We start from the raw sequence: 12054 nt of genomic DNA on the forward strand, positions 1-12054 counted from the left end.
CTAGCGGCCCAGTCTCCGGCAGACCAGCGATGGCGTTTCCGACCTTAGCTGTTAATCTTGCCAGGACACTACCGTTTATCCATGAGGAGCGAGCAATGAAGATTCCCGGCGCGACGTTGATCTTGAGCGGCCTGCTACTGGCGGGATGCAGTACGGCTCCCGCACCCGACGAAGCACCACCGCCGCCCGACGTCAAGTCCGTGCCGGAGGACGCCTGTGGCGCGCAGACCGTCGGCAGCCTCGTCGGTGAAACCTTGACCGACGCCCGCTACCAGGAGATCGCCGATCGTTCGCGGGCCGAGACTCTGCGTGTCCTCGAGCCCGGCAAGGGCTATACCATGGATTACCGTTCGACGCGGCTCAACATCAAGGTCGACAAGCAGCGCAAGATCACCGATCTTGCCTGCGGCTGAGCGTCTCCGCGTCGGGCCCTGTCCGGCGCGATGCGTCCTGGCGTTCACGGGCGGTGAGCGCCGGGCTCAGCTCGTTCTTCCAGCGCTGTACCGCCACCTGCTCCTTGAGCAGTTCCAGCATATCGATCAGCACCTGCTGGGTGACCTTGTCGGTGGCGGGGTCGACCTTGAGCCAGGCGTCGATGCCGCTGCCGACCAGATCGGCCAGCAGCGAATGAAAGCGCGGCGAACGCAGGCCGTCGACCGCTTCGTGTACCACGCGGCTGGCGACGTCGCTCAGGCTGCGTTCGAGCCCGTCCGCCACTGCATCGCCCAGCGGCATCCGCCGTAGCCGGCGCAGCTCGGCATTCTCCTCCAGCGTGCGTGCCACCAGCGCGGCCACGTAGCGATGAATCTCGCGGTGGTTTTCGGCGTAGCTGTCGTCGATGGTGCGTTCGAGGCGGGCTGCGATCTCTTCGACCAGCGCTGCCTTGCGTGGCTGTATCACTTCCCGCGACACCCGCTGGGCCAGATGCTCGCTGTGGCGAACTTCGTTCTGCAGATCGCTCAGCAGGTTGATGGCGACGCGATCCGATAGCTCCTCCATCAACACGCCGTAGTAAGTGCGATAGAAGCGATAGCTCCGCCAACCGGTGATATCGATCACCCCCAGCCGCTGCAGACGGATCATCAGCGAGACCACGCGCAATATGCGCAGCAGGCGGAAACCGGACAGCGGAATGCAGCCGAGCACGTCATACCAGTGCACGAAGGGGTAGAAGAACCAGCGCGCGTAGCGGCGCTGGACGATGGCGATGATCCAGCCCAGCAGCACGTCGAGCAGGAAGATCGCGACGAAGCACAGGTCGATCTCGGCGAAGTTGGCGCGGATGGTCGTTGCGTAGGCGTCGTGCAGCCCTGGGGCGACAGCCGCGAAAGCGGTATTCAGCGGCGCGATCAGGTAAAGGCTATCGAACAGCAGCAGCGCCAGGTTGATCGTCACCAGCACGAGAATGGCGAAATCCCAGGCCAGCAGCAGGCGCTCGCTGAGGCGGCCGTTCAGACGCTTGGGGCGCGAAGTGGCGGTATGGGACATCGAACGTCCTTGTTCGTGATGGGGAACAGGACAGCGTCAGCCGTCGAGCGCTCCCGTGGGGTAAACCTTGTGGTATTCGTCCATGGCGTTGCGCTCCTCTTCGGCGGCCTGCTTGCGCAGCTTCTTGCGCAGTGCGGCCTTTTCGAAGCGTAGCTTCTGCAACGGGGTCTTCAATTCCAGCGGAGGCACGCCCACCGGTTTGCCGTCGCTATCGACCGCGACCATGGTCAGGTAGCAGCTGTTGGTATGGCGAATGACCCGCTCCTGGATCGATTCGGCCAGCACCTTGATGCCGACTTCCATCGACGAGCGGCCGACATGATTGATCATCGCCAGGAAGGTGACCAGTTCCCCGACGTGGATCGGCTGCTTGAACAGCACCTGGTCCACCGACAGCGTGACCACGTAGCTGCCGGCGTAGCGGCTGGCACAGGCATAGGCGACTTCGTCGAGCTTCTTGAGAATCGCCCCGCCATGGACCTTGCCGCTGAAGTTGGCCATGTCGGGCGTCATCAGAACGGTCATCGACAGTTCATGCTGTCGCGGCAGATCGTCGGGCGTCACGGTTTCCTCGCATCTATCCGGCCATGTTGTTGTATCTAGGCCAGATGTATCATGTTTGACCGCAACTGCCCATCCATCGGCGCGATAGCCGATGCCCGCTCGAGGCTAGAAAAGCGTGAGCCCAAGGCCGATCACCACCCCGGTCACCACCAGCTGGATCAGGCAGAAACCCATGATGTCCTTGGCGTTGAGTCCGGCGATCGCGAGTACCGGCAGTGCCCAGAACGGTTGCAGCAGGTTGGTCCAGGCATCGCCCCAGGCCACGCCCATCGCCACGCGCGAGACGTCCGCGCCGAGCGCTTCGGCCGCCGGCAGCATGACCGGCGCCTGAACCGCCCACTGGCCGCCGCCGGAAGGCACGAACAGATTGACCACGCCGGCGCTGATGAACGACCAGAACGGCAGGCTGTCGGCATCGGAAATGGCGACGAACACTTCGGACAGCGACTGCGCCAGGCCGGATTGCATCATGATGCCCATGATCCCGGCGTAGAACGGGAACTGGATGACGATGCCGGCGCCGCCCTTGATCGCTTCGTTGAGGCTCGCGAGCAAACTGCGCGGCGTGCGATGGAACACGATCGCGAGCGACAGAAACAGGAAATTGACGCTGTTGAGGTTGAGCCCGCCGCCGGCGAAGAGAAAGTAATAGACCAGATAGAGCAGGCCCGGGATACCGACCAGCCACGAGAGCAGGGTGCTGTTTTCGAGTCGATCCGCCGGGCGGGCGGTCGCGTTGTGCTCGTCAGTGCTCGGTTCGGCCAACTGGCTGGCATCGACGTAGACGCTGTCGCTGTCGTTCGGCAGCATCCAGCGATTGATCAACGGCATGATCACGAACAGGGCCACGACGATCAGCAGGTTGTAACCGGCGAAGATGGTCTGCGAAGTGGGAATGATGCCGATCTGGTCCTCGGTGAAATGGCCGGGCGTGGCGATGGTCAGCGGAATCGAGCCGGCCAGCCCGCCGTGCCAGACGACGAAGCCGGAGTAGGCGCTGGCGATCAGCAGGCGGTAGTCGACCCGTATGCGGCGGGCCAGGGCCTTGGCGAACAGCGCGCCGATGACCAGGCCGAAGCCCCAGTTGATCCAGCTCGCGGCGAGCGACACCAGCGTGACCAGAACGACGGCACTGCCCGGCGAGCGCGCAATGCCGGCCAGGCCGTCCAGCACGCGCTTGACCGGTGGCGAACTGGCGAACATGAAGCCGGTCACCAGCACCAGCAGCATCTGCATCGAGAACGACAGCAACCCCCAGAAACCGTCGCCCCAGTAACGCATGACCGCCAGCGGCGACTGCTGCTCGAAGAGCATCGCGGCCAGCGCGGCGATGATCGTCAACAGCAGCACGAAGATGTAGGGATCGGGCAGATAGCGCTCGACCAGCTTCACGGCGGGGCGTGAAAGTCGCTGTAACATGATGTGATCTCTCGTGGGAAAACGTTAGCGCGAGCCTAACGCATCCACGGAGTGCCCATCAGTCAACCTTGGTCGAGGTAGCGTCTTGATTCTCGCGGTATTTCAGCGCGCGACGCGGGGGACCAGCGGGTTTTGCGATAGTGCAGGTAGCAGGCGCCGAGCGACGCCGAGCGCACCAGGGTGAAGCACAAGAAGGCGAACCACAGCCCGTGATTGCCGAAATCCCGGGTCAGCCACCACACCGGCAGGTAGCAGGCGATGGCCAGCCATACGGTGTCGCGCATGGCGCGGCTCTCGGTGGCGCCGATGAACACCCCGTCGAGCAGATAGCTCCACACCGCGATCGCCGGCATGGCAATCATCCACGGCAGATACTCGGCGGCGGTGGCGCGTACCTCGGGAAGATCGGTGAGCAGGGCGATCAAATGCCCGCCGCCGACGGCGAAGACCAGCATCGCCACCCCGGCCACCATCAGCGAGAGCTTGCCCGCGGCGCGCACGGCGTCGCCGAAGTCGTCCCAGGCGCGCCTGCCCACCGAACGTCCGGTCAGCGCCTCGGCGGCATTGGCGAAGCCGTCGAGGGCGAATGAGGTGAGCATGATGAATTGCAGCAGCACGGCATTGGCGGCCAGCGTGGTATCGCCGAAGTCGGCGCCCTGGGCGGTGAAGAACGCCTGGGCGAACAGCAGCCCCAGCGTGCGCACGAACAGGTGCCGGTTGACCCGGAGCAGCGCCGAGTAGTGCGACCATGCCCGCAGCGCGCGGCGCGAAAGCTCGCCGCCGAGTCCGCGACAATGCACCGCGACGCGCCATAGCCCGAAGGCCAGCGCGCTATAGTCGGCAATCAACGAAGCCCAGGCGACGCCGTCGCTGGCCAGGCCGAAACCGACCACGAACAGCAGGTCGAGGGCGATATTGACGCCGTTGGTCAACAGCAGGATCGCCAGCGTGATGCGGGTCTTCTGCTGACCGATGAACCAGCCGAGGATGGCGTAGTTGGCCAGCACCGCCGGGGCCGAAAAGATCCGGATGTGGGCATAGCTGGCGGCCAGCGACATGGCCGCTGCACTGCCATCGAGCAGCCACAGGCCAAAACCGATCAGCGGTTTCGACAATAGAATCAGAACGATCCCGATCGCGCAGGCCATTACCAGCGACTGCGCCAGCAGCAGGCGTACCTCGCTGTCGTCTTCGCGGCCCACCGCCTGGGAGGTCAGTCCGGTGGTGCCCATGCGCAGAAAGCCGAAACCCCAATAGAGAAAGCTGAACAGGGTGGCGCCGAGCGTCACCGCGGCGAGATAGCGCGAATCCGGCAGATGGCCGACCACGGCGGTATCCACCAGGCCGAGCAGCGGCACGGTGACATTGGACAGGATGATCGGCCAGGCCAGCTTCCAGATATGGCGGGTGGTATAGCGGCGGCTGGGTTGGTGATCGGAAGCGGTGCGGCCCACGGTGTTCCTTGCGGCTCAGACAGAGCTTGGTTTACGGCTAGACAGAATACGCCGAAGCGCCGTGTCCCGCGACGTCGCGTTGCACTCGGCGCTATGCGACCACGAACGTTATCGCCGCCCGGATGGGCGGCGATGGTCAGGGAGCCGTTCTGCAGGGATCCGGCGTCGACTTCAGGCGGCAACGATGATTCTGTACTTCTCCATCAGCTGCTCCTTGGTCTCCTCGCGCTCGGGGTCGAGCGGAATGCAGTCCACCGGGCATACCTGCTGGCACTGCGGTTCATCGAAGTGGCCGACGCACTCGGTGCAGCGATTGGGATCGATGACGTAGATCTCTTCGCCGGGGGAGATCGCATCGTTCGGGCACTCCGGCTCGCAGACATCGCAGTTGATGCATTCATCGGTAATCATCAAGGCCATATCAATGTCCTCGCGGCGTATCGACGCCGTCTGCCGAAAAGCGCCGGCGCAGCGCTTCTGCCACGCTCGGCGACACGTGTTTGGAAACGTCCCCGCCCAGGCGTGCGATTTCGCGCACGATGGTCGAGGAAATATAGGAATTCTCGATCTCCGGTGTCAGGAACAGCGTCTCGACGTCGGGAGCCTGGGCCCGGTTCATGTTGGCCAGCTGCATCTCGTACTCGAAATCGGATACCGCGCGCAGGCCGCGCAGGATGATGCGCGCGTCGAGGCGCTCGAGCAGCTCGGTCAGCAGCCCGTCGAAGCCGATGACCTCGACATTGGACCACCGGGCGACGACATCCCGGGCCAGCGCTTCACGCTCGTCGAGCGGCAGCGTCGGCTGCTTGCGCGGGCTCTCCGCCACGGCGATCACCACCTTGTCGAAGATCCGTGCCGCACGCTGGATCAGATCGCGATGGCCGTTGGTGATCGGGTCGAAGGTGCCGGGGTAGACCACGGTGTTCATGCGAGTGACTCCGCGCTGACAGGGATTCAGGCTCAGTCCAGTGTACCGAAAGGATTGTCGGCCTTCAGTGACACCGGTCGTGCGTATCCCGGAATCCGGATGGCATCCCGGCCGACGTCCAGTTCCGGCCCCTCGAGAACGCCCTCGCCGAAGCGATAGATCACCTCGAAGCGGCCGGCACTGGCGAGCTGCTCGTAGCGTTCGGCGGCGTCCAGCGTCTGCTCGCGGCGTCGGCGCCAGTCGTCCAGCGCGCGCTGGCCGTGACGCTTGGCCAGCAGGCGCTCGGTAACCTGGGGCGAGAGCAGCAGGCCGGTGGCGTTGTTGCCGCCGAAGCCCTTGGCGTTGATGAAGCTGCAGTCGGCGTCGAATCCGAGCGGCTCGCGGAAAAAGCGCAGGCGTTCGGCGAACACGTCGTCGGCCACCGCGTCCAGGGTCGGGATGCCGGGAACCCAGCCGTGGTCGAAGGTGCCCAGGGCGCTGGCGATCTGGTCGCCGGCGGCGCTGCCCTGGGAGTGGCCGATGAACGCCTTGATTGCCGCCACCGGCCAGTCGTCGATGCCGTTGGCCCGCGCCACCTGGTCGAAGATATGCGACTCGGTGGTGCGATTCTTGGGCGTGCTGGTGCCGTGGGCATGCAGATAGCTGCGCCGGCGTACGCTCTCTTCGCCGAGGATCGCCGTCGCCAGCGAGACCGATTTGCCGAGGGTGATGTAGTTGCCGATACCGGGAGCGGAGATCGAGCGCTTCCAGCCGTCGGCGTTGACGTGAACCTCGGGCACCGAACCGAGAATCTGGGCGCCGGTCTCGAGCGCCAGGGTGTCATCCATCAACAGCACGAACTGCGAGGCTTCGGCGATGGTGAAACCGCAGTTGCGCGCGAACGGGCGGCAGGCGCGCTGGTAATCCTCGTCGGTCAGCAGCTCCAGGGCGTCGAGTGCCTTCAGGCTGTGATCGTCGGCCAGCGCACTCATCGCGCGGAAGCCTTCGATGATTTCCGGCGTCACCGGCGCGTCGCTGGTACCCACCATGACCATGCGCCGGCGGCCCTGGCGAATGTCCTCGACGCCCAGGCGCAGGTTGTAGAGGAAAGTGGCGCAGGCGCCCTGGATCGCGCCGGTGGCGCCGACGCTGCCCAGCACGTAGGCGTTGAGGAAGTCCGCCGGCATCTGACCATAACCCAGCGGCATCTGTTTGGAGGTCGTGCGGTTACCGGTGACGAAGCTCTTGAGCATGCCGCCCCAGCCGGCATCGTCGAGCTGGCCGATGGAGTTGCCGGCGTAGACGGCGATGGCGTCCGGATCGAGGCGATTGCGCAGCGCGTCCCAGTCGAGCCCGCTCTGGCCGAGACAGTCGCTGGCGCCGAAGATCGCCATCGACAGCCCGCGCGGGTGATGCACGCTGCGGTAATAGGCATCCGGCGCGAAACCCTGCGGTAACTGGCCGGCGGCGCGCACCAGGGCCTGGCGGCGTTCGGGCAGCAGCGCCTCGAGCGCCCCGGCCGGCACGCTGACCTCGACCGTCTGGCGATCGAGCTCGCGAACCTTCCAGCCCGCCGGCAGCGGGTGGGGCAGCTGGCGCCGCGAGGTGGTGAAGTTCAACGGCGCATCGAACGTCATTGCCATCTCGCGATTGCCGGGAATCCCGGCCTCGCCGAAGTCATCGTCTTCGATGCGCCGGATCAGCGTATGCTTGAGAATGCGGTCGCGGTAGCGCTCAACGATCTCGCGCTCGCCGAGCACGTCGCCGTCGCTGCTCTGCCAACTGCCATCCTCGCGCTGGATGACCAGTTGCATCAGCGTCGCCAGCGCGACCAGTGTCTGCGTCTGTGCCGTCTCTGGCAGCACTTCGAGAATCGTGCGGCGGTAGGCGTGGTGCCCGGAGGTTCTACCTGCGGCATTGATGCCGCCCATGCCGACGATCACCGGTAAATGTGACAAGCCACGTCCCTCATGAACGTTGGAGCAACAGGTCTTCGAGACATGGGGATGACGCAGCTACGAAAAAAGGCGTCTCCCGCCGATGGCGCGGATGCCGGGGCGTGTTCGACAAGCAATGCCGAATAACGTGCTCCGACGAAAACCGTGTCTGACAAAACAACGAATCGCGCATGCCATCGAAGGCCGTATTGCCTAGATTGGCTGAATGTGGGCACGGATGATACACCCGCGTGCGGGCGCCGTCATGCCGACGCCAGCATAGGTGAAGATTGAAGCGGCGGCGGGATCGATGTTGCCGAGGCTGCTAGAATGGGCAGTCTTCTCGAATCGTAAGCGTCATCGCCATGCAAGCCTTCTCGCGCGCCATCACCACCAATCAGAACGGTCCCCACAAGGATCTCGCCCGGCGCGTCGAACGCGCCCGCGAGAGCGAGTGGCAGCGGCCACCGGCCGGGCATACGCGCGAGGCTTTCGAGCACGCCGCGGATTGGCTGGCGGCAAGCGGGCGGGCGCTGATTCTCGATGCCGGCTGCGGCGTCGGGCTTTCGACCCGGCGCCTGGCCGCGCGCCATCCCGAACATGCGGTGATCGGGGTCGATCGCAGCGAGCTGCGGCTCGCGCGCGATCACGGCCCGCTGCCCGACAATGCGCTGCTGGTGCGTGCGGACTTGGTCGACTTCTGGCGGTTGGCGAAGGCGGCCGGCTGGCGGCCGGAGCGCCACTATCTGCTCTACCCCAATCCCTATCCCAAGGGCGCGCAGTTGAAAAAACGCTGGCATGGACACCCTGTCTTTCCCGTGCTGATTGCGCTCGGCGGCCGCTTGGAGTTGCGTTCCAACTGGGCGATCTACGTGTCGGAATTCGCACTCGCGGTGAAAATGCTGTGCGGCCTGGAAGGCCATGTGACGGCATTCGCACCGACCTCTGATTTCCTGACGCCGTTCGAGCAGAAGTACGCCGAAAGCGGCCAAACGCTATGGCGCTATCGCGTCGATCTCGACTGTGCTTCCCCGCAGCAGGAGCCCGCTTCATGAGTTACCTTTTGCTGGCCTTGGCGATCGTTGCCGAGGTGGTGGCCACCAGTTCGCTCAAGGCCTCCGACGGCTTTTCCCGCCTTGGGCCGAGTATTCTCGTGGTGCTGGGCTACGGCTTCTCGTTCTATGCCTTGTCACTGGTGCTGAAAGCGCTGCCGGTGGGGATTACCTATGCCTTCTGGGCCGGGCTCGGGATCGTCCTGGTGACCCTGATCGGCATCGTGGTCTATGGCGAGAAGCCTGATCTGCCGGCCTACCTCGGCATGGGGCTGATCATCGCCGGGGTGGCGATCATACAAATTTTCTCGCGCCTCTCGTCGCACTGAGCGTGGATTCGTTGGTACGCTCGCTCTGTCTTTCGACATTCTTTTTCATGGACGAAGCGAGCGTGCCACTATGCAGCGATGGTTGTATCGGAGTTCCCTGGTTGCCTGTCTGTTATCTCTCTCATTGTTCTCCATCGCTGCCCAGGCGACCGGTTTCGATCACGTCGCCCGGCTCGCCGACAAGGGCTTCGTGATCAGTGCCGAGGCACGCCTGCTCGACAGCGATGAAGTCCTCGGCGCCCTCAACCCGACCCAACCGCTGTCGCCGGCGTCGGTGACCAAGCTCTACACCGCGGCGGCGACGCTCGATCGCTGGGGCCCGCAACATCGTTTCACTTCGCGCTTCGTCTCCACCGGCTCGCTCGATGCCAACGGCGTGCTGCATGGCGATCTGGTGTTCGAGGGCGGCGGCGATCCGGCGCTGACCTCGGAGACATTGTGGCGTCTGATCCAGAAGCTGCGCGAACGCGGCGTCGAACGCGTCGATGGCCAGTTGGTGGTGAGCCAGTGGCGTTTCGGGCCGGTGGCCTGCGTGACCAGCGATCGCTGCAAAACCCGGACGCAGGGCACCAATGCCTACAGCGCACTGCTTTCCTCGGCGGCGATCAACTACGGTAGCTGGTGCGCGACGGTGATGCCCGGCACGGTGGGCCAGCCGGCGAACATCACCAGCTGCGACACCGTGGCGCCGACGATTCGCATCGAGAACAACGTCAGTACCGTTGCCGCCGGCGGTTCGGTCAGCCTCAATGCCAGGCGGGTGACCGACAGCCAGGGCGACCTGCTGAAGGTGAGCGGTCAGATTCCGGCGGGCACCTTCCCGCAGGCGATCTATAAGGCCAGTTCCGATCCTGCCGACCAGACCGGCCAGACATTGCTGTCGCTGCTGCAGCAGTCCGGGGTGCCGGTCAGCGACGGCTATGCCATCAGCCAACAGGCGCCGCCGGTCAGCGCCTTGCCACTGGCCGCCGTCGAGGGCAAACCGTTGCAGGAACTGCTGCTGCGCACGCTCAACTATTCGAACAACTTCATGGCCGACATGCTGGCGCTGGACCTGACCACGGGCGCTCAGCAGAGCCTGCCGGATGCCGGGCACATGCTCGAGCGTTTCGCCGATGGACTGCCCGGTCATGACGTCGTGACGCTGCACAGCGGTAGCGGCCTGACGCCGGAGAACCGGGTTTCCGCTCAGAGTGTCAACGCGCTGCTGGGAGCGATGTATCAACGTCCCGCGCTGTTCCCGACCTTCGTCGCTGGCATGCAGGTGCCCATCAATGGTCCGATGCACTTCATTCGCCGTGGCAGCCAGGCCTTCCAGGAACATGTGATGCTCAAGACCGGCACACTCAACGAGCCGGTCACGGTACGCGCCATTGCCGGCTATTTCCGTACCGAGAGCGGCCGCTGGGGCAGCTTTGCGGTGCTAGTCAACGGCACGGCATCCACGCCCTATCTTTCCTGGCGCCAGACGCTGCCGATGGTCTCCGAGGATTTGACTGCGATGATCGAGAACCACTGAGCTACGATCTGCTGCGCGTCGGCCAAACTTTGTTGAGCCGGAGTGCAACGGAGACAACAGCCGAAGGCTGGCCCGTAGGGTGAGCGAAGCGAGTCAAACACTTTCGGAATGCTCATTTAGTCCCATGTAAACTCGTACGCGAGCCCGGTCCTTTCCTCAAGCGTTTTCGCCTCGTTTGGCTCTAGCTCGCGAGATCGTAAACAGATTCTTACTAGTTAAACTACAGTCCACCGGAGCCAAGCATTGATTCCCATCGAGTGTCAGTTCGACCAGCACGGCGATGCCGTGCTGGCCATCTTCAACGATGCCATCCTCAATACCACGGCGCTCTACGAGTACCACCCGCGAACGCCCGCCTTCATCGAGGCCTGGTTTCAGGCCAAGCGCGATGGAGACTTTCCCGTACTGGGCCTGGTCGACGACGCCAGTGGCCGGCTGATGGGGTTCGCCAGCTATGGCCCTTTCCGCCCGCACGCCGCCTATCGCTACAGCGTCGAGCACTCCGTCTACGTCGACCGGGATTTTCGCCAGCGTGGCGTCGCCCGGTGTCTGATGCAGGCGCTGATCGCGCGTGCCGAGGCACAGCAGTATCACACCCTGGTCGGCGGCATCGACGCCAGCAATGCGGCGAGCATCGCGCTGCACGAAGGGCTCGGGTTCGCTCACGCGGGTACCGTGCGTCAGGCGGGTTACAAGTTCGGTCGCTGGCTCGATCTGGCGTTCTACCAGCGCGTGCTGCGCACGCCCGAGACGCCGGTGGAGACATGATCTTCATGGCGATCGCGTGTCGCTGTCGTCGGCTTCGCCTGCGTTGAGGGCATCGGTCGGCGTGCTGGGCAGGGCGTCGGACCCCACCGCCAGCTTGTCGGCGTCGGCGATGTATACCTCCTGGCTTGCGCGCAGGAACAGACAGAGTTCCTGCCCCGCCTTGCCGTCCATGTGGTCCTGCGGATAGTGGCCCTGAAGCAGTAGCGCAGTCATGCCGGCTTCGTCGTGGAATGGCACGGGATCGCCGGCCGGTGCGGCATCGGGGAACTGGCTGGCGTTCTGGCACTGTTCGATCACGGCGCGGTCGTGTTCGTCCCAGGCTTCTTCGCTCGAGGCGTAGGCCTGGGAAGTGAAAAACAAGCCGAGGACGCAGAGGCAGAAAGTGAGTCGGCGCATGATGGGTTCCTGAAGTCGTGATGCTGGCCCTGGCAGCCGCGCGGCGGGGTCGTCCGGTCTGTTAGGCTAGCGGATTCGCTTTACTTTTTGCTGTCTTCTTTGTCTGTCGTTGTTGAGAGTGTAGACCCTGCATGGCGCTTCCCGTTTCGTTGCTGTTCCTGGCTGTCGTGTTTTCCACCTCGGTTCTCTCAGGGGTCTTCGGCATGGCCGGTGAAGTGGAC

13 protein-coding genes are annotated in these 12054 nt (G+C 64.3%); 5 read left to right on the forward strand and 8 right to left on the reverse strand.

Translation table 11 applies throughout. The features are described from left to right. Positions 1–95: 95 nt before the first annotated feature. Positions 96–413 carry an I78 family peptidase inhibitor gene (locus DOM57_RS18045; protein ID WP_162619591.1) on the forward strand — a complete coding sequence of 106 codons (318 nt, stop codon included), beginning with the start codon at positions 96–98 and terminating at the stop codon, positions 411–413. Here the strand turns inward: DOM57_RS18045 and DOM57_RS18050 are convergent. The 7 genes from DOM57_RS18050 to DOM57_RS18080 form a co-directional block, all read right to left on the reverse strand. Continuing rightward, positions 391–1488: an ion transporter gene (locus tag DOM57_RS18050; RefSeq protein WP_239496310.1), complete on the reverse strand. Its 1098-nt coding sequence runs from the start codon at positions 1486–1488 to the stop codon at positions 391–393. The two genes, DOM57_RS18045 and DOM57_RS18050, sit on opposite strands and share 23 nt — an antisense overlap. 36 nt (positions 1489–1524) lie before the next feature. Beyond that, positions 1525–2013 carry an acyl-CoA thioesterase gene (locus DOM57_RS18055; protein WP_110650589.1) on the reverse strand — a complete coding sequence of 163 codons (489 nt, stop codon included), beginning with the start codon at positions 2011–2013 and terminating at the stop codon, positions 1525–1527. A gap of 144 nt (positions 2014–2157) precedes the next feature. Continuing rightward, a complete protein-coding gene (locus tag DOM57_RS18060) occupies positions 2158–3471 on the reverse strand; it encodes a short-chain fatty acid transporter (protein WP_110650574.1) in 1314 nt (437 codons plus the stop codon). Between the two features lie 62 nt (positions 3472–3533). After that, positions 3534–4925, reverse strand: coding sequence for an MATE family efflux transporter (locus tag DOM57_RS18065; protein WP_110650575.1), 1392 nt, complete (start codon positions 4923–4925; stop codon positions 3534–3536). Between the two features lie 171 nt (positions 4926–5096). Then, a complete protein-coding gene (locus tag DOM57_RS18070) occupies positions 5097–5345 on the reverse strand; it encodes a YfhL family 4Fe-4S dicluster ferredoxin (RefSeq protein WP_110650576.1) in 249 nt (82 codons plus the stop codon). A gap of 1 nt (position 5346) precedes the next feature. Beyond that, positions 5347–5853 (reverse strand): pantetheine-phosphate adenylyltransferase, encoded by a 507-nt coding sequence (gene coaD, locus DOM57_RS18075; RefSeq protein ID WP_110650577.1) that lies wholly within the window; start codon positions 5851–5853, stop codon positions 5347–5349. Positions 5854–5885: 32 nt separating this feature from the next. Further along, positions 5886–7763, reverse strand: coding sequence for a beta-ketoacyl synthase (locus tag DOM57_RS18080; protein WP_110650590.1), 1878 nt, complete (start codon positions 7761–7763; stop codon positions 5886–5888). A gap of 371 nt (positions 7764–8134) precedes the next feature. Between DOM57_RS18080 and trmB the strand changes: the two genes are divergently transcribed. The 4 genes from trmB (at position 8135) to DOM57_RS18100 (ending at position 11437) form a co-directional block, all read left to right on the forward strand. After that, the gene (gene trmB / locus DOM57_RS18085) at positions 8135–8824 is read left to right on the forward strand and encodes a tRNA (guanine(46)-N(7))-methyltransferase TrmB (RefSeq protein ID WP_110650578.1); all 690 of its coding nucleotides are present in this window, start codon (positions 8135–8137) and stop codon (positions 8822–8824) included. After that, positions 8821–9150 carry a DMT family transporter gene (locus DOM57_RS18090; RefSeq protein WP_110650579.1) on the forward strand — a complete coding sequence of 110 codons (330 nt, stop codon included), beginning with the start codon at positions 8821–8823 and terminating at the stop codon, positions 9148–9150. The genes trmB and DOM57_RS18090 overlap by 4 nt, the downstream gene beginning before the upstream one ends. Positions 9151–9220: 70 nt before the next feature. Then, complete coding sequence (dacB, locus tag DOM57_RS18095) at positions 9221–10669, forward strand: D-alanyl-D-alanine carboxypeptidase/D-alanyl-D-alanine endopeptidase (RefSeq protein WP_110650580.1); 1449 nt, start codon at positions 9221–9223, stop codon at positions 10667–10669. 243 nt (positions 10670–10912) lie between these two features. After that, a complete protein-coding gene (locus tag DOM57_RS18100) occupies positions 10913–11437 on the forward strand; it encodes a GNAT family N-acetyltransferase (protein ID WP_110650581.1) in 525 nt (174 codons plus the stop codon). A gap of 3 nt (positions 11438–11440) precedes the next feature. Here the strand turns inward: DOM57_RS18100 and DOM57_RS18105 are convergent, their stop codons facing one another. Beyond that, positions 11441–11833 (reverse strand): hypothetical protein, encoded by a 393-nt coding sequence (locus DOM57_RS18105; protein ID WP_204353027.1) that lies wholly within the window; start codon positions 11831–11833, stop codon positions 11441–11443. Positions 11834–12054 lie beyond the last annotated feature (221 nt).

This window comes from Salinicola peritrichatus, assembly GCF_003206715.1.
Lineage (GTDB): Bacteria > Pseudomonadota > Gammaproteobacteria > Pseudomonadales > Halomonadaceae > Salinicola > Salinicola peritrichatus.